Raw genomic sequence first — 17,975 nt, 5'->3', positions numbered from 1 at the left:
TCTCCCTGTAGCCATCGGGTGCAATAAGCTGGTGACTGTCTTACAAGATTTCCGGGTGAACACAGCCCGCCCATCTGCACGAGTTGAGCCCAAATGATCAGACGTTCGCTTCGGGTCGTTGTCATTTACGCGCTTGAAGCGATCGCGGTTCTGTTCGCGCTCACCCTTTTTGCTGGCGGCGCGCTTCTCTGGCGCCTGGCGCAAGGCCCGCTCGAGCTCGACTTCATGCTGGCGGACGCTCAACAGCGCCTGGGGGAGGCCTTCGAAGGCGATCTGGTGTCACTCAGTGCGCTGGAAGCACGTTTCGATCCGGATACCGGCCTGCTGTTCTTCACGGCGCGCGACGTCACCGTGGCCGAAGTCGGCGGCGAGGTCGTAACACGCGCGCCTCTGATCGAAGCGGGTTTCGGGCTCGATAGCCTGTTCACGGGGCGGCTGGCTCCCTCGCGCGTCACGCTCGAGGGCGGGGCGGTATCGATCGTCCGCCGCCCGGATGGCGCGGTAGGTGCCGGTCTCGGTTCGCCGGACCGCGTGGCCGAGACGGCCCGCCCGCCAGGTTCCGGACGCGATGTGGACGCCATCCTCGAATTGTTGCGCAATCCGGACGACGGCGCTGCTCTGGGGCGATTGACCGATGTTTCGATCCGGTCCGCCTCGATCCGTGTGATAGATGCCATCAACGGGCTTGACTGGTATGTCGACCGGGCCGAGTTGCGGCTCGAACGAAATGCCGAGCGATTGCAGGCCGAACTGGCCGGTCGCTTTGTGACGACGGCCGGTTTTGCGCCGGTCGCGATGCGGATCGAGGCGGCCGCCGATCTCGACAGCTTTTTGATCGAAGCCAGCGCCGAGAATTTGTCACCGCGCGCGATCGCGCCACTCGCAGGTCCGTTCGCGGCAGCGGGCGAGATCAGTGCGCCCATCAGCCTGGAGGCCTTCGCCAGCGCATCCCGCCGTGACGGCATCCGCTCCGCCAGTGTGAATCTCGCTGTTGGCGCCGGACTGATTGGCCGCGGCGAGGCCGCACAGCAGCTGCGCAGCATGACGGCGATCATCGAGTATGAGCCGATCGACGGCGCGATCCGGATACGTCAGCTCGACATCGATACGGACCGGCTGGCGACCAGCCTGACGGGACGCATCTTCGATCTGCGCGAGTTCGACGATGCCTTCCCGCGGCGCTGGAATTACGAGCTGGCGGTCGGTGCGGGCCGCCTCGATCTGGGCGGCGTCTTTGAAGCACCACCGGAATGGCAGGCCATCGATCTGTCCGGCGAAATGAACGCCCGCGACTTCGAGATCGGGTTTGACCGGTTGATTGCCGAGATAGGGCCGATCACCACCGACCTCACCGGCGCTGCCAGACTGCGTCAGGTGGAGGATGGCCGCTGGCTGCCTGATGTCCGGTTGGTGGGGCCGATCGAGGGCGATGTTTCGCCGGAGCTCGTTTTGCTGTTCTGGCCCGTCGAACTCGCCGACGGAGCACGTGACTGGATTGAAGGCGCTGTCATTGGCGGGCGGTTGTTTGACGCCCATATCGATCTCGACCTCGACGCGGAATCGCTGGTCGCGCAACGCCTGCCGAATGAGCGCATGACGCTGACCTTCGCCTTCGAGGATGCTGCTTTTCGCTACATCTCGACCATGACGCCTGTGACGGGTGCGCGAGGCCGCGCAACGCTGTTCGGTAATGCCTTTGCAGTCACGATGACGGAGGGCTTCATCGGCGATACGCCGGTTCGCAACGGCTTTGTCGATATCCCGCGGCTCAATCCGCGCGGCGCGCTCGCCCGTTTCGGCGGAGAGGCGACAGCGCAGGCCGAGGATGTCCTTGCGCTGATCGACGAACCGCCGCTCAATCTCGTTTCTGATTACGGGCTCGATCCGGACAGCATCACCGGAAGCGGCGAGATTCAGTTCGAGATACAGCGCCCGATGCGCCGCGAGGTCGCGGCCGACAATGTCGGTTACAACATTCGCGCCGAATTTTCCGATGTGACCCTCGATACCGGATTCCGGTCAGCCGTGCTGACGGATGGTGATGTCGTCCTGACGGCAACACCGGAGGCACTGGAAGCCGTTGGCGAGGCGCGATTGGGCGAGACCGAAACGCGGATCAGGTGGGTCGAGACCTTCGGCCTGGAAGATGACGCAGCTTCGACACGCATGGAGATCGATGCCCGCCTGCAGGCCGGAAGTCTTGACCAGTTCGGAATCCCGTTGCGCCGTTTTGTCGACGGTGAGGTCGGGCTTCGCCTGGCAGCGCTCGGCAATGCCTTCGACTTCGACCGGGTATCTCTGACCGCTGATCTCACCGCGGCGCGGGTCGAGTGGCCGGACAGCCAGTTCGCGAAAGCCGCCGGCGACGTGGCCCTCGCAACGGCTGAAGTCAGCTTTGCGGATGGCGGCGATGTGCTCGTCGAACAGTTCGCGCTTGAATCGCAGAGGATGGGCGTGGAAGCCATGGCAGCTTTCGCGGGTGACGGCCGGCTGCTGTCAGCCGAAGTGGCACGCCTGTTTGTTGAAGGCGTGGTCGACGCATCCGGCACCGCAGCGCGCCCGGCCGGCCGCGATAGTCCGCTTATTTTCGACGTCGCCGGCCCCTTCTTCAACGCATCGGGACTGGTTTCCGGCCTGGCGGATTTTTCTGGTTCCGGCGAAACGCCGCCGCCCCTGGCGCTTACCGTGTCGTTTGACGAAGTCCGGGTCGCGCCGGAGACCACATACGAGTCGGTTCGCGTTGACTGGCGGTCGAATGAATCCGTGGGTGAAATGATGACGGTGCGGGCCGATACGGCGTCCGGCCCTTTGGCCTTCGATCTTGCGGCCGAACCTGGTGAGCGGCGGCAAGTGGCGCTCGAGGCACCGGATTTCGGTGAATTGCTGCGTCTGCTTGACCTGTACCAGAACGTGCGCGGCGGCAGCCTGTCGATCACCGGTTCGACACCGCCCGCCGGTGAAACCGGTTTTTCGGATTTTGTCATCGAAAGCGAAGCATTCACCCTTGTCCGCATGCCGGTGTTGGCGCGGGTCCTGGCAGCGGGTTCTCTGCCTGGCCTTGCCGCGCTGCTGAGCGGAGACAGCGGCATTGCCTTCGACCGGCTCGAAGCAGGTGTCGCGATCGGAAACGACGCGATTTCCATCACTGAAGCCCGCGCCAGCGGTCCTTCCCTGGGCGTGACGACGGAAGGCGAGATCAATCTGGGTGCCGAACGCCTGGCGCTCGACGGAGTCCTGGCGCCGTCCTACGGGCTCAATTCCTTCGTCGGCAACTTGCCCGTCGTTGGCGAGGCTTTGATCTCGCGACCGGGGGAGGGAATCATCGGCATCACCTTCTCGATCGAGGGACCGTTTGATCAGCCAACGGTGGCGGCGAATCCACTGTCGGTCCTGGCGCCGGGCGTGCTGCGCCGCCTGTTCGAGGGCACGGCAGCGGAACGTGAACGGGCACGCCAGGACGCCGCAATCGGGAATGCAGAAAACGCGGCACCGCCGGAACCGGATGTTCCGGCACCGGAGCCGGAGTCCAGCGAAGACGATGGTCAGGACCGCTAGCTAGCCCGGTTTGGCGAGCGCGTGCCGTTTCTTGCCGGCGGAGATCTTTATCGCCCCGTCCTGCAGGTCGGCGTCACTTACCATTGCCTGCGGATCTTTCACGACCTCGCCATTCACGCGCACACCGCCGCCCTTCACCAGCCGCTTGGCCTCGCCATTGGAATGGGCGAAACCGGCCCCGGTGAGCAGTGCCAGCACGGGCAGGCCCGACGCCAATTGCCTGGTATCGATCTCGAAACTCGGCAAGGCGCCGCCGGTTCCGCCAGCGGCGAAAGTCGCCCGAGCCGTCTGCTCGGCCGCCTTGGCCGCTTCAGCGCCATGCAGCATGGTTGTGGCCTCGTTGGCGAGGACGATCTTGGCGTCATTCAGTTCGGCGCCTTCAAGCGCTTCGAGGCGGGCGATTTCGTCGAGCGGCAAATCAGTGAACAGCTTCAGGAATCTGCCGACATCGGCATCCTCGGTATTTCGCCAGAACTGCCAGTACTCGTAAGCGCTCAGGAGGTCCTCATTGAGCCAGACGGCACCATCGGCAGTCTTGCCCATCTTGGCGCCTGACGCGGTGGTAATCAGCGGCGTGGTGAAACCGAATACCGGCCGCTGGTCGATCCGTCGGCACAATTCCACCCCGTTGATGATATTGCCCCACTGATCGCCGCCACCGAGCTGCAGCGTGCAGTCATAGCGGCGCGACAATTCAAGAAAATCGACGGCCTGCAAAAGCATGTAGTTGAACTCGAGGAAGGTGAGGGGCTGTTCGCGCTCCAGCCGCAGCTTCACCGATTCGAAGGTCAGCATGCGGTTGATCGTGAAATGCGGTCCGTAGGTGCGCAGGAATTCGAGATAACCGAATTTCGACAGCCATTCGTCATTGTTCACGACAATCGCGTCCGTCGGACCTTCGCCAATCGTCATTAGCCGCTCGAACGGTTTCAGGATGCCGGCCAGATTCTCCTGGATCCGTTCGTCGGTCATCATCTGGCGCGACTGGTCCTTGCCGGACGGATCGCCGATCTTGGTCGTGCCGCCGCCGATGAGAATGATCGGGCGATGTCCGGCCTGCTGCATCCGGCGCAACATCATGATCTGGACAAGCGAGCCGACATGCAGCGAGCTGGCCGTGATATCGAAGCCGATATAACCGGTGAGCGGTCCTGCATTTGCGGCGGTATCCAGCGCCTCGATATCCGTGGCCTGGTTCAGATATCCGCGTGAAACCAGCGTCTGGATGAGATCGGACTTGTAATCGGTCATGGCTTCGGCCTGATTAGGGGTTGGCCGCGTCTTTTAGCGGTGGTTGCCAGGCGCCGGAAGGGGGCAGCATGCATCGCGTGATCGGATTGATGAGCGGAACGTCGCTCGACGGTGTCGACGCCGCACTGATCGAGACCGATGGTGACGCCAGCGTCCAGTTCGGACCCGGCGCGGAACACGCCTATGACGCCGGTCAGCGCCAGGTCCTGCAGCAGGCGGTCAATGCCGCGTTGGATTGGCGCTTCGACGGACCTGAGCCCGCCGAATTTCTCGCTGCCGAAACCGCTCTAGGCGACGCGCATGTCGCGGCTGTCGCGAATGTCCTTGCGATGGCGGGGCTGGAGCCTTCGGATATCGATCTGATCGGATTTCATGGTCAGACGGTGTTGCACCGCGCGCCGGCCGGGGGCCGGCTCGGCGCAACCCGGCAAATCGGTGATGGCGCCGCGCTTGCGCAAGCGGCAGGCATTGATGTCGTCTACGATTTTCGCAGCGCCGATGTCGCCGCTGGCGGTCATGGTGCGCCGCTGGCAACTCTTTATCATGACGCGCTGTTCCGGCGGGACGTATTGCCCGGGCCGATCGCCGTTCTCAATCTCGGTGGCGTAGCAAATGTCTCCTGGCTGGGCGAAGGCGAGCCATGTGCCTTCGACACCGGCCCGGCCAGCGGGCTTCTCGATGCCTGGTGCGAGCGCACGATCGGTCGTGCCTGCGATCTCAACGGCGAACTTGCCGGGCGCGGCCAGACAGACGCGGACGCGCTGGCGCGCTTGCTTGATCATCCTTTTTTCGACCTGCCACCGCCGAAGTCGCTGGACCGCTGGGACTTCTCGCTGGATCCGGTAACCGATTTGTCGCCCGAGGATGGCGCCGCGACCCTGACCGCCTTTAGCGCGCGCACGGTTGCCGATGCGATCCGGAAAATGGGTTTGCCGCAAAGGGTTTTGGTAACCGGTGGCGGCCGCAAGAACCCGGTCATGATGGCCGCGATCGCGGCCGATCTCGAACGTCCCGTGGAGCCGGTCGAGACCGTTGGATGGAATGGCGATCTGATGGAGGCTCAGGCCTTTGCCTGGCTCGCCGTGCGGTCCGTTGAAGGCCTGCCCCTAAGCCTGCCGTCAACCACCGGCGTGCCGCGAGCGACCACCGGTGGCGTGCTGGCAAAGGCCGGTTAGCGGCGTGGGCGCTGGTTCTTGCGCTCTTCCATGACGATCGGCAGGCGCTGGTCGAGATAGGAATCGATGCGTTTTTCGAGCTCGTCGAGATGGGTCGAGAACATGTGGCCGGCTCCCGGCACTTCCTCGCGCTCGATCTCTATGCCTTTTTGAACCCGCCCCTTGCTCATCATCCGTTCCATGTCGTCATACGGCACGATCTTGTCTTCCGAACCGTGGAGGATGATGCCTGACGCCGGGCAGGGCGCCAGGAAGTTGAAGTCGTACATGTTGGTCGGCGGCGCGACCGAGATGAAGCCGGCGACTTCCGGGCGGCGCATCAGCAATTGCATGCCGACCCAGGCGCCGAAGGAATGTCCGGCCACCCACGAGAAGGGCGCATTGTTGTTGTAGGCTTGGATCCAGTCGAGCGCCGTGGCGGCGTCGGAAAGCTCGCCCAGCCCCTGATCATAGCTGCCCTGGCTGCGGCCGACGCCCCGGAAATTGAAGCGCAGCGTGGCAAAGCCGCGCTTGCGGAAGATGTCATACATCATCACCGACGTATGGTTTTCCATGTTTCCGCCGCCGAGCGGGTGCGCATGGCAAATCAGGGCAATCGGAGAATTGTCGGCCTCGCCTGGAGCATAGCGGCCTTCCAGGCGCCCTTCCGGGCCGGGGATAATCACGTCGGGCATAACAATCTCGTCTCTTTTTTATTTCCCGAACGGCTTGTCGGGTCTTTTGACTGCGACAAACCGTCCGACATGTGTTTCCGGGCAGCAAAAAGTTGACTACAACACTCGGAGATACATCTCACTGCATGTATTGGTCCAACCACCCAGACAAGGCTCGGCGGGTGATAGCACACACCGACGGAAAATTGCGAGGGTTTTGGGGAGTGAAGACATGAAGTTAAGCACCAAGGGAAGATACGCAGTGATGGCGATGGCCGATCTGGCGCGTCGTTCGGTCAACCAGCCGGTGACGCTCGCCGACATTGCCTCGCGGCAATCGATCTCGCTGTCGTATCTCGAGCAGCTGTTCGCGCGGCTGCGCAAAGCGGGTCTCGTTGAATCCGTGCGCGGTCCCGGTGGCGGCTACACGCCGGCCCGCGCGGCAGAGGATATCCGCGTTTTCGATATCATGGCGGCTGTCGATGAGAGCGTGGACATCACGCGCTGTGAACATGAAACCAAGGGCTGTCTGGACGACGGCCGGCGCTGTATCACCCATGATCTGTGGGATGAACTGAGTCGCCACATCTATCTCTTCCTCGGTTCGATCACGCTGGAAGACGTGATCGCCGGGCGGGTCATGGGGGCAGCTCGCGGCGCCAACGAAATGGCCAGCGAGGCCATGGCGGCGGAATAGGACGAAGGACGGGAATGAGGGTCAATGCCGGTTTATCTGGATCATAATGCGACGACGCCGATGCGTCCGGAAGCGCGCCAGGCTCTGCTCGACGCGCTCGACCGGTGCGGCAATGCCTCCGCTGTGCACAGTGTCGGCCGCGGTGCGCGCTCCATTCTGGAGCAGGCGCGCCTGTTGATCGCCAAGGGCGTCTGTGCCCAGCCGAACGACATCATTTTCACGTCCGGCGGCACCGAGGCCGACAATCTGGCCATAGAGGGTGCGGTTCGCGGTGGCGGGATTACGCGCATCATCCACACGGTGAGCGAACACGAAGCCGTGGCGCGATGCGCGGAATGCACGGGACTTCCGGTTGAGCTCCTGCCGATCAACCGCGACGGCATTGCCGATCTCGATTGGCTGAAGAACCGGCTGGCGGAACTGGACGAGACCGAGCGGGTGCTTGTCTGCCTGCACGCGGCGAACAATGAGACCGGTGTGATCCAGCCGATCGCCGATGCCGGACGGATCATCCGCGACGCTGGCGGCCTGTTCCACATCGACGCGGTCCAGGCGCTCGGCAAGATCCCTTTCGATTTCGCGGCGTCCGGAGCCCATTACGCTGCCGTCTCCGCGCACAAGGTTGGCGGACCGCAGGGCATAGGCGCACTGATGCTGTCCTGCGATGCGCCGTTCGATGTGCCCAAGCGGGGCGGCGGGCAGGAAAGGGGGCGCCGTTCGGGGACAGAAAATGTGGCCGGCGCCTGGGCCTTTGCCAAGGCACTGGAAGCCTGTCTCGTCGATGGTGACAAGTGGACCCAGATCGCCGCGTGGCGCGATCACATCGAAGAAGCGCTTTTGAAGCTCGATCCGGACATCTGCATTCTGGGCAGAAATGCACCGCGCACGCCGAATACAACGGCGCTGTGCAAATTGGGCTGGGAAGGCGGCATGCAGGTCATCGCGCTCGATCTCGCCGGCGTCTGTGTCAGCTCCGGCTCGGCCTGTTCTTCTGGCAAGGCCGGCGTGTCGAAGACCTGGGCCTCGATGATGTGTGAGAAATCGGCCGGCTGCACCATTCGGGTGAGCCTCGGCTGGAACACGACCGAGGCCGATGTCGATGCCTTCATCCGTGCATGGTCGAACGAGTTTGCGCGGGTCAAGCCGCGCCTGAAGGAGATCGCCTAGCGCGATCGTAGATAAATGCCTGCTGTCAAGGAAACCATCGAAGACGTGAAGCGTCTGGAAGCCGGGAAGTACAAGTACGGCTTCACCACCGACGTGGAACAGGAGCGCGCGCCGAAGGGCTTGTCGGAAGACACGATCCGCTACATCTCGGCCAAGAAGGACGAGCCGCAATGGATGCTCGACTGGCGGCTGGAGGCCTTCAAGCGCTGGCTGGAGATGCGGGAGCCGGACTGGGCGAAGGTCGATTATCCCAAGATCGACTATCAGGACATCTATTACTATGCCGAGCCGGCGTCCGGCGCGAAATACGAATCGATCGACGACGTGCCGCCGGAAATCCTCGCCGATTTCGAGAAGCTCGGCATTCCGCTGAAGGAACAGGAAGTTCTGCTTGGCGTGAAAGGTGCGGCGGAAACCGCTGCCGAGGCACGCGAGACACCGCGCGTCGCCGTCGATGCCGTTTTCGACAGCGTATCCGTGGCGACGACGTTCAAGGCAGAGCTCGCCAAGGCTGGCGTGATCTTCATGTCGATTTCCGAAGCCATTCGCGAGCACCCTGAACTGGTGAGGAAATACCTCGCCTCGGTGGTGCCGACATCGGACAATTATTTCGCGACGCTCAACAGCGCGGTCTTTTCCGACGGAACCTTCGTCTATGTGCCCAAAGGCGTGCGCTGCCCAATGGAGCTCTCCACCTATTTCCGCATGAATGCGGAAGGCACCGGCCAGTTCGAGCGTACGCTGATCATCGCGGACGAGGGCGCTTACGTTTCCTATCTGGAAGGCTGCACAGCGCCGATGCGGGATGAAAACCAGCTGCACGCTGCGGTCGTCGAACTGGTCGCGCTCGACGATGCCGAGATCAAGTATTCCACCGTTCAGAACTGGTGGCCGGGCGATGAAACCGGCAAAGGCGGCGTCTACAATTTCGTCACCAAGCGCGCCGATTGCCGTGGCATCAATTCCAAGGTCTCCTGGACCCAGGTCGAGACCGGTTCCGCGATCACCTGGAAATATCCGTCGTGCATATTGCGCGGCGACAATTCGGTCGGCGAGTTCTATTCGGTCGCCGTCACCAATGGCGCACAGCAGGCCGATACCGGCACCAAGATGATCCATCTGGGAAAAAACACGCGCTCGCGCATCATTTCCAAGGGGATTTCTGCGGGCCGGTCCGACAACACATATCGCGGCCTGGTGTCCGTCCACGCCAAGGCATCCGGCTCGCGCAATTTCACCCAGTGCGACAGCTTGCTGATCGGCAATGAATGCGGCGCCCACACCGTGCCCTATATCGAGTGCAAGACGCCAATGGCACAGCTCGAGCACGAGGCGACAACCACCAAGCTGTCCGAAGACCAGCTCTTCTATGCGCGCCAGCGCGGCCTTGATGCGGAAACAGCTACTGCGCTGCTCGTCAACGGTTTCGCCCGTGAAGTGCTGCAGGAATTACCGATGGAATTCGCCGTCGAAGCCCAGCAGCTGCTCAAGGTCTCGCTTGAAGGGAGTGTGGGGTGATGAAGAAATTTCCGGGAGCGACAGGATGATCGAATTCGCACTCGCCGCCGCGCTGATGGCGCAGGATTATTCCGAGCCGGATTTCTCGCACGAGGAAGGCTTGCCCTGGTGCGACCAGCTTGAAGCCAATGACCGGCATGAAGATTGTGCGCTTCAGCCGACCGATGGCCGCGAACTGATGGCGGTCTTCACCTTCACCGACGGGGAATGGGCCCAGGATGGCCGCTTGGAGGTGAATAGCTTTGAAGGCCGCTTGCTGCAGGCGTTCGATTTCGAAACGGAAAGTTTCTTCTATCCCTCGCTTGAGGACATCAACGGTGATGGCCGCGAGGACATTCTCGTCCCGCTGATCACCGGCAATGTGAATACGGAATATGCGATCTTCATGGGCCATGATGAGGGTTTCCTGACCGATCCGTTCCAGACCAATGGCCATACAATTGAGCCGGCGCCGCACGGCATGTTCGTCGTCCATTCGCGGTCGAGCGCAGCGGAATACGGCGCCGATTTCTATGCCTTCGAGGACGGCACGGTGAATTCCGTCGCGTCGGTATCAATCTCCTACGTAAATGCGGGCGACGGCGAGGGCCCGGAGTGCAGCCTGGTCCATGGCGGAGAGGATCTTGGCGAGGACTTCTATTGCAGAGCGGTGATGACCGAATGATCCGCCTTCTGTCTCTCCTGGCCCTGGCGATGGTCGCTGCATCTGCAGCTGCGCAGGACGGCGTTGAGGCGTATCGCGTCGACGGATTGCCGGACTGGGCACCCTTCAGCTCGGCCGTGCGTGCCGGCGACATGTTGTATGTGTCGGGCCATCTCGGCCGAGCACCGGGCACCACAGACATTGTGCCGGGCGGCGCGGGGCCGGAAACCACCCAGACCCTGGCCAATATCGCGACCACGCTCGCCCTCGCAGGCGCTACGCTGCAGGACCTCGTCTCCTGCACGGTCTATCTGACCGATATGGCAGACTATGAGGCCATGAACGAAGCCTATGCCGCGGCGCTGGATGGGCATCAGCCGGCGCGCGTCACTGCCGGTGTGCAGGCGCTGGCGCTCGGCGCCCGCGTTGAGATCGCCTGTGTCGCTTATGTGCCGGAGGAGGGAATATGAGCGATGCCCCGGTAATTCATATCGATGACCTCGACTTGGACGACCTTTCGCATGGTGACAGGTTCGAGGCGGCGCTTGGCCGGATCGGTCCGCATATCGGCATGCAGCAGCTCGGCTGCATGTTGACGGTCGTGCCACCGGGAAAGCGGGCCTTTCCGTTTCACAATCATCACGTGATTGAAGAAGCGATGGTGATCCTCGCAGGCGAAGGGACCTACCGCTTCGGCAGCGAAACCTACCCGGTCCGCGCCGGTAGCGTGATCTCGGCGCCGGCCGGCGGTCGCGACACGGCGCACCAGCTGATCAACACCGGCGAGCAAGAACTGAAATACATTTGTTTTTCGACCGCGCAGAAAACCGATGTCGTCGAGTATCCCGATTCCAACAAGGTCGGGGCCGTGACCTGGGACGACAAGACGGGCGCCGCGACATTCCGACATCGGGCCCATGCGCAAGAAGTCGATTACTGGGAAGGTGAAAGCTAGGCATGCTTGAAATCAAGAATCTCCACGCTTCGGTTGGCGAAGACGACAAGCCGATCCTGAAAGGTCTCGACCTGACAGTGCCGGCCGGCGAGGTGCACGCCATCATGGGGCCGAACGGTTCTGGCAAGTCGACCCTGTCCTACGTGCTGACCGGCCGTGAAGGATATGAGATCACGGACGGCGAAATCGTATATGAAGGCGCTGATCTTTCGGTGATGGAGCCGGATGAACGCGCCGCAAAAGGCCTGTTCCTGTCCTTCCAGTATCCGGTCGAAATCCCGGGCGTGCCGACGCTGACCTTCCTCAAGGAAGCCCTCAATGCCCAGCGCAAGGCGCGCGGCGAGGACGAGATGTCGGCTCCTGAATTCATGAAGCTGGTTAGGGAAAAGGCAAAGCTTCTGAATGTTTCCCCGGAAATGTTGAAGCGACCCTTGAATGTTGGATTCTCCGGTGGCGAGAAGAAGCGGCTGGAGATCCTGCAGGCGGCCGTTCTCGAACCGCGATTCCTGATCCTTGATGAAACCGACAGCGGACTCGACATCGATGCCCTGAAAGTCGTGTCCGATGGCGTCAACGCGCTGCGCTCGCCCGAGCGCGGCATGCTGGTGATCACCCACTATCAGCGCCTGCTCGATCACATCACGCCGCACAAGGTACATGTGATGAGCGATGGCCGTGTCGTCGCAACCGGCGGCCCCGAGCTTGCGAAAGAGCTCGAGGCGGAGGGCTACGACAAGTATGTGAAGGCCGCCTGATGGGCGCCCACTTCAAACCCAATGGCGCAGAATCGGCCATTCTCAACGCGTTGACAGGTGATGCGGCCTGGCAGGCCAATGTGCGCACCATGTTCGAGGCGCACGGTCTCCCGACGCGCCGCGACGAGGACTGGAAGTGGAGCGATGTCCGCAAGGCCAGCCGTGATATTTTCGGAAATGGCGAATTGCTGCTTCGCGCGACGACCCGGCCGCGCTGGGCGCGGCTCGAAGCCGAGGTCGGCGAAAACTTTGCGCTCAACGCCCTCGCTCACGCTGGCGCCGGTCGGACAGCGCTGTTCGATGTGCACACGCGCCAGACGCTGGACATCGATTTTTCCGCGGGCAAGGGCGTGTCTTTCGCTTCCGTCCTGGTGAACATCAAGCCGAAATCGAATGTGACCGTGGTCGAGCGCTACCAGACCGCGTCGCAGGCCATGGCGATGGTTGCGGTAGAGTATACGATCGGCCGCGGTGCCGCGCTCGAACGCCTGATCCTGATCGATGAAAACCCGGATGCGATAATCCTTACGACTTCGGGCGTCACGCTGGCCGAAGGGGCGAAGCTGCACCAGACGGCGTTCACCTTCGGTGGCAAGCTTTTTCGCCAGCAGACAAATCTGCGCCATGGAGGGCATGACGCCTATGCCTCGCTTAACGCCGTCTACTTGCTGGACGAGGGCCGCCATGCGGATTTCACTTCATCGGCGACTTTGTCGGAGCCCGATGGCCGGCTCGAGCAGACTGCGAAGGGCGCGGTCGCCAAGGGCGGACATGGGGTTTTCCAAGGCAAGATCCTGGTCAATCGCGACGCCCAGAAGACCGATGCGCGAATGAACCATCGCGGGCTCCTGCTCGAAGAGGGCGCCGAGATCGACGCCAAGCCGGAGCTGGAAATCTATGCCGACGATGTGGCGTGCGCACACGGTAACGCGATCGGCGCGATCGACGAACTCGCCCTGTTCTACATGCGCCAGCGCGGCCTGCCCGAGGACAAGGCGCGCAGCCTCCTGATCGAGAGCCTCCTGGCCGAACCGCTCGAAGCGATCCGTCACGAGAAGGCGCGCGGTGTTTTCCTCGATTTGTTGACGAAGAAGCTGGAGCGGATGTCATGAACCATCATGCACCGAACCCGAAACTTGATCTCGCGGCGATCCGCGCTCAATTCCCGATTCTGTCACGCGAGATCAACGGCAATCCGTTGATATACATCGACAACGCGGCTTCAGCGCAAAAGCCTGAAGCAGTGATTGACGCCGTCGCCAACGTCTACCGCCAGTCCTATGCCAACGTGCATCGGGGGCTGCACACCCTGGCCAACGAGGCAACGGAAGCCTTCGAAGGCGCGCGCGGGAAGATTGCGAATTTTCTCGGAGCTGAACGCGCTGACCAGATCGTGCTGGCCCGCGGCGCGACCGAGGCCATCAATCTCGTGGCCAATACGTTCGGCCAGGACCTGAAGCCGGGCGACGAGATCGTCATCAGCCAGATGGAACACCATTCCAACATCATTCCCTGGCAATTGCTCGCGGAACGCTCTGGCGCCGTCGTCAAATGGTGCCCGGTCACCGAGACCGGCGAGCTCGACTATGACGCGCTGACCGCACTGATGAGCGCAAAGACGCGACTGATTGCCATTGCCCACATGTCCAACGTGCTGGGGACGGTGAACAATGCCCAGCGCATCGTCCAGCTCGGTCATGACAATCGCGCAGCGGTGCTGCTCGACGGCTCCCAGTCCGCGGTTCATCTGCCGGTCGACGTGACCGAACTCGGCTGCGATTTCTTCGTCTTCACCGGCCATAAGCTCTACGGGCCCTCGGGCGCCGGCGCGCTTTATGCCGCAGGTGATTGGCTCGACCGTCTGTCGCCTTGGCAGGGGGGAGGCGAAATGATTGCCGACGTGTTCGAGGACAGCTCGACCTGGGCCGATGTCCCGCACAAATTCGAGGCCGGCACCCCGGCGATTGCCGATGTCATCGGCCTGGGTGCGGCGATCGATTGGGTAATGCAGTTCGACCGCGCCAGCGTGGTTGAACACGAACTTGCGCTGCTGGACCGCGCGACGCGTGGCGTGGCCGAAATCGACGGTCTCAAGTTGATCGGTAATGCGCAGGACAAGGGAGCTATCCTGTCCTTCGCCATCGATGGCGCGCATGCGCACGATCTGGCGCAGCTCATGGACAAGTACGGCGTGGCGGTGCGCGCCGGACATCATTGTGCCCAACCATTGATGCGCCGCTTCGGCGTCGACTCGACCGTGCGAGCCAGTTTCGCAATCTACAACACCGAGGCTGATGTCGATGTTTTCATCGAGGCATTGAATAAAGCGAAGAGCTTTCTCATCTAGGATGGACATGACCGATTCGACCCGCGATATGATCGATCTTTCCGATCGCACCGACGCCCAGCCGGCGGAGCCTGCACCCGTGCCTGCCACGAACATCCCGCAGGACGAGCTGGATCGCATCACGGAGGACGTGGTCACAGCGCTCAAAACCGTGTTCGACCCGGAAATCCCGGTCGATATTTACGAGCTGGGCCTGATCTACAAGGTCGATCTCGACGATGACCGGACAATGCATATCCAGATGACGCTGACCGCGCCGGGTTGCCCGGTCGCGGGCGAAATGCCGATGTGGGTGCACGATGCAGCGGCGACGGTGGACGGCGTCGAGAAGGTCAAGGTCGACCTCGTCTTCGAGCCGCCATGGACGCCGGACCGCATGTCCGACGAGGCGCGTCTTGCGCTCAACATGTTCTAGGACACCGGTGATGACCCAGAAACAGGCCCTGACGATTTCCGAACGCGCGGCGGCACGCGTCAAGGACATCATGGCAAGCCGTGATGCCGGTTTCCTTCGCGTTGGCGTCAAGAAGGGCGGTTGCGCAGGCATGGAATACGTCATGGACTATGTCGCCGAGCCCGATCCGCTCGACGAGATCGTCAAGGACCGCGACGTCACTATCGTCATCGATGCAACCTCGCTGCTCTTCCTTCTCGGTTGCGAGATCGACTGGGAAGTGACGCCAATTTCCTCGCGCTTTGTGTTCCGCAATCCCAACGAGACCGATGCTTGTGGCTGCGGCGAAAGCGTGACCCTTGTACCGGCTCAGCCATCATGAACGGCGACTGCGCGGCAACTGCCAATTTCCATTCGCAGCAGGGCCCACGGCGCACTATGTTTGCTGTCAGCGGTGCGTGAAAATCACGAGCCGCTAGACAAGGGATCAGCGCGTTGCAGCTCTTCATGACCGAAACTTCTCCCTATGCGCGGAAATGCCGGGTTCTGATCCGTGAGCAGGGGCTTTCCCACCGCATCGCTGAAATCGAGGCCATGCCGTTGGACGATCCGGCCGCCCTGCTCGACATCAACCCGCTCGGCAAAGTGCCGGCATTGATCCGCGATGATGCCGCGCCGCTCTTCGACAGCCCGTTGATCTGTGAATACATCGACAGTCTGGATGAAGATCGCTGGATCCCGAAGTCAGGCACCGCACGCTGGCGAGTGTTGCGCTTCCAGGCTCTGGCCGATGGCATTCTGGACCTCGCTGTCGGCCGGCGCATCGAACTGACGCGCCCGGAAGACAAGCGCCACACGTATTGGGTCGAGCGTCAGGAAAGCGGGATCCTTCGCTCGCTCGACCTGCTGGAACAGGAAGCCGACAAATTCGTCGGCGCCTTCGACGTTGGTGCGATGTCGATCGCCGTCGCGCTCGGCTATCTCGATTTCCGTTATCCGGAAAGCGCCTGGCGCGAGGGCCGCAGGCGGCTGGCAGCCTTCTATGAAAAGTGGGCGGAACGCCCGTCCTTCCAGTCGACTCAGCCGCCTGCCAGCGCCTGAGCCGCGTCGGCCTGCTTGCGGGCACGCCGCGACAGGATCGTCATGACCGGCCCCATCAGGAAATAGACGCTGCCGCCGAACGGAGCGAAGCCGTAGGGCATGAGCAGGGCGACGATGGCGGCGAGGGCGGAGATCACGATCGACGCGACACCTTGCTGGACTTCCAGCCGTGTCATTATGATTTCAGCGGGGCTCAACTTGAGATCAGCAGCCCGCTTGAGCGCGTGCGCATAGAGCAGGGCGAAAACTCCGAAGACCGCAGCATAGCCGGCGGCATAGATCACGATGAACGCGGCGACCTGGTCGAGCGGCATGACGGCATGGATTTGCGCACCGGTCGTGTAATAGCCGGTGAAGAAATTGACCAGGAAGAGCGACAGAAACTTGAGGGGGTAGGCGAAAATCATAATCAGGAAGAGGACGATCGAATTGAGAAAGACCGTCACCCCGTCATCCAGCCCGTAGCGGCGATGGAATGCGTGGTGTTTCGACCAGATCAGCAGGATCAGCGCGAAGCACATGGCCAGCGCAATCGCCTCCCGCCAGAGCGCCAGCAAGGCATCGAAACTGTCGGGAACGGATGACGCGACGATCAGTGTCAGGGACAGCGCAAAGACGATGTCAGACAGGTTTTCGACACGCGTCACATCGCGCCCGCGCCAGATGAAATACCGTTCTGACGAAGTGTGTTCGGTCATGAAAACGCCCCGGATCCTGCCCGGGGCCCAATCTATTTGGAATTGGCTTGCGCGGCTAGGCGGCCGAACGCGCGCCCGCACGATCGTCAGAGGTGATGCGGTTCCGGCCCGCTTTCTTCGACTTGTAGAGATTGGCATCCGCGCGCTCGATCAGGTCTTCAATCGCCTCGCCATGCGCATATTCGGCAACACCGAGCGATATCGTGATATTTCCGAGATCCTCACTGGTCGACTTGCGCAACAACCGTTTGCCCTCAACCGTCACGCGGACCTTTTCCGCCAGAACAGCGGCTTCGCTCAGGGAGGTTTTTGGCATGACGACGGCAAATTCCTCGCCGCCATAGCGTGCCACCGTATGATGTTCGGCTGCGATGCGTGACATGCAGCCGGCCACGAAACGGATGATCTGGTCGCCGGTCTGATGGCCCCACGTGTCATTGAACCGCTTGAAATGGTCGATGTCACACAGGATCAGGCACATTGACCCATGATTGGCATCGGATGAGCGCCGGCCCTTGCGCAGCATCTCGTCGAACCGCTTGCGATTGGCGATGCCGGTGAGGGCGTCGGTCATGGCTTCTTCGCGGACCCGTTCCAGATTCGACCGCAGCTTGACGACTTCGCTCGATGTTTCATGCAGGCGGCGCTCGAGATCACGGGATCGCACCTGCATATTTGTCGTCGCGGAAACCAGTGAACGGATCACATCGCGCATTTGACCGGGGTCGGCCTTTTCGTCGAACGCGTCTTCGGCTCCGGCCAACGTTTCACCATAGGCTGCGGTGTGCTGTTCGGCGACTTTCAATGTCTCGCGGACCTGGATCAGCTCCTTCGCCATGGCCCCGGAACTTGCCATGACGGCTTCCTGGATCTTGGCGATGGCGAAATGCTCATTGTAGAGCGCATCGCAGAATGTCTGATCGAAAGCCTCTCCCGCAGATATCCGGTTAGCTACTGCCTCGCAGAGCTCAGGTATTGAATCCGAAGTGTAGGAAGAGAATACGGCATAATTCTCGGGCGTCGGGGCAATTTGGTACTGCTCCATCAAGTCGAGCGTCTCTTTGGC

18 protein-coding genes are annotated in these 17,975 nt (G+C 61.9%); 14 read left to right on the top strand and 4 right to left on the bottom strand.

Annotation, left to right across the window (positions count from 1 at the left end; genetic code table 11):
* The first annotated feature begins 93 nt into the window (after positions 1–93).
* Complete coding sequence (locus ACOOFN_RS00845) at positions 94–3,555, top strand: AsmA-like C-terminal region-containing protein (protein ID WP_420432715.1); 3,462 nt, start codon at positions 94–96, stop codon at positions 3,553–3,555.
* Here ACOOFN_RS00845 and tyrS read toward each other — a convergent pair whose 3' ends face one another.
* Positions 3,556–4,806, bottom strand: coding sequence for a tyrosine--tRNA ligase (gene tyrS, locus ACOOFN_RS00840; RefSeq protein WP_420432713.1), 1,251 nt, complete (start codon positions 4,804–4,806; stop codon positions 3,556–3,558).
* Positions 4,807–4,874: 68 nt separating this feature from the next.
* Here tyrS and ACOOFN_RS00835 point away from each other — a divergent pair, with 68 nt between their 5' ends.
* Complete coding sequence (locus tag ACOOFN_RS00835) at positions 4,875–5,981, top strand: anhydro-N-acetylmuramic acid kinase (protein ID WP_420432711.1); 1,107 nt, start codon at positions 4,875–4,877, stop codon at positions 5,979–5,981.
* Here the strand turns inward: ACOOFN_RS00835 and ACOOFN_RS00830 are convergent.
* Positions 5,978–6,655, bottom strand: coding sequence for an alpha/beta hydrolase (locus ACOOFN_RS00830; protein WP_420432709.1), 678 nt, complete (start codon positions 6,653–6,655; stop codon positions 5,978–5,980). The two genes, ACOOFN_RS00835 and ACOOFN_RS00830, sit on opposite strands and share 4 nt — an antisense overlap.
* 211 nt (positions 6,656–6,866) lie before the next feature.
* On the opposite strand from ACOOFN_RS00830, the gene ACOOFN_RS00825 reads away from it, so the two are divergent.
* From ACOOFN_RS00825 to ACOOFN_RS00770, 12 genes are all read left to right on the top strand, one after another.
* Positions 6,867–7,331: an Rrf2 family transcriptional regulator gene (locus ACOOFN_RS00825; RefSeq protein WP_420432707.1), complete on the top strand. Its 465-nt coding sequence runs from the start codon at positions 6,867–6,869 to the stop codon at positions 7,329–7,331.
* A 24-nt stretch (positions 7,332–7,355) separates the two neighbouring features.
* On the top strand, positions 7,356–8,498 hold the full coding sequence (locus tag ACOOFN_RS00820; protein WP_420432705.1) for a cysteine desulfurase family protein: 1,143 nt from the start codon (positions 7,356–7,358) through the stop codon (positions 8,496–8,498).
* A 15-nt stretch (positions 8,499–8,513) separates the two neighbouring features.
* Entirely contained in the window at positions 8,514–10,016 is a 1,503-nt protein-coding gene (gene sufB, locus ACOOFN_RS00815) for a Fe-S cluster assembly protein SufB (protein ID WP_420432703.1), read from the top strand.
* A 25-nt stretch (positions 10,017–10,041) separates the two neighbouring features.
* On the top strand, positions 10,042–10,680 hold the full coding sequence (locus ACOOFN_RS00810) for a hypothetical protein (RefSeq protein ID WP_420432701.1): 639 nt from the start codon (positions 10,042–10,044) through the stop codon (positions 10,678–10,680).
* Positions 10,677–11,129, top strand: coding sequence for a RidA family protein (locus ACOOFN_RS00805; RefSeq protein WP_420432699.1), 453 nt, complete (start codon positions 10,677–10,679; stop codon positions 11,127–11,129). Before ACOOFN_RS00810 ends, ACOOFN_RS00805 begins: the two co-directional genes overlap by 4 nt.
* A complete protein-coding gene (locus ACOOFN_RS00800) occupies positions 11,126–11,614 on the top strand; it encodes a cupin domain-containing protein (protein WP_420432697.1) in 489 nt (162 codons plus the stop codon). The genes ACOOFN_RS00805 and ACOOFN_RS00800 overlap by 4 nt, the downstream gene beginning before the upstream one ends.
* 2 nt (positions 11,615–11,616) lie before the next feature.
* Positions 11,617–12,369, top strand: coding sequence for a Fe-S cluster assembly ATPase SufC (gene sufC / locus ACOOFN_RS00795; RefSeq protein ID WP_420432695.1), 753 nt, complete (start codon positions 11,617–11,619; stop codon positions 12,367–12,369).
* Positions 12,369–13,481 (top strand): SufD family Fe-S cluster assembly protein, encoded by a 1,113-nt coding sequence (locus ACOOFN_RS00790; protein ID WP_420432693.1) that lies wholly within the window; start codon positions 12,369–12,371, stop codon positions 13,479–13,481. Before sufC ends, ACOOFN_RS00790 begins: the two co-directional genes overlap by 1 nt.
* Positions 13,478–14,716, top strand: a complete 1,239-nt coding sequence (locus ACOOFN_RS00785; RefSeq protein ID WP_420432691.1) for an aminotransferase class V-fold PLP-dependent enzyme — start codon at positions 13,478–13,480, stop codon at positions 14,714–14,716. The genes ACOOFN_RS00790 and ACOOFN_RS00785 overlap by 4 nt, the downstream gene beginning before the upstream one ends.
* A 1-nt stretch (position 14,717) precedes the next feature.
* Complete coding sequence (locus ACOOFN_RS00780; protein ID WP_420432689.1) at positions 14,718–15,131, top strand: SUF system Fe-S cluster assembly protein; 414 nt, start codon at positions 14,718–14,720, stop codon at positions 15,129–15,131.
* A gap of 10 nt (positions 15,132–15,141) precedes the next feature.
* A complete protein-coding gene (locus ACOOFN_RS00775; RefSeq protein ID WP_420432687.1) occupies positions 15,142–15,492 on the top strand; it encodes a HesB/IscA family protein in 351 nt (116 codons plus the stop codon).
* A gap of 125 nt (positions 15,493–15,617) precedes the next feature.
* A complete protein-coding gene (locus tag ACOOFN_RS00770; protein WP_420432685.1) occupies positions 15,618–16,211 on the top strand; it encodes a glutathione S-transferase N-terminal domain-containing protein in 594 nt (197 codons plus the stop codon).
* Here ACOOFN_RS00770 and ACOOFN_RS00765 read toward each other — a convergent pair.
* Positions 16,190–16,909, bottom strand: coding sequence for a TMEM175 family protein (locus ACOOFN_RS00765; RefSeq protein ID WP_420432683.1), 720 nt, complete (start codon positions 16,907–16,909; stop codon positions 16,190–16,192). The genes ACOOFN_RS00770 and ACOOFN_RS00765 overlap by 22 nt on opposite strands.
* Positions 16,910–16,964: 55 nt before the next feature.
* Positions 16,965–17,954, bottom strand: a complete 990-nt coding sequence (locus ACOOFN_RS00760) for a GGDEF domain-containing protein (protein ID WP_420432681.1) — start codon at positions 17,952–17,954, stop codon at positions 16,965–16,967.
* Positions 17,955–17,975 lie beyond the last annotated feature (21 nt).

The organism is Hyphobacterium sp. (assembly GCF_965217055.1).
Lineage (GTDB): Bacteria > Pseudomonadota > Alphaproteobacteria > Caulobacterales > Maricaulaceae > Hyphobacterium.
The sequence above is the reverse complement of the archived record's forward strand: the minus strand, read 5'-3'. Positions and strand labels throughout refer to the sequence as shown.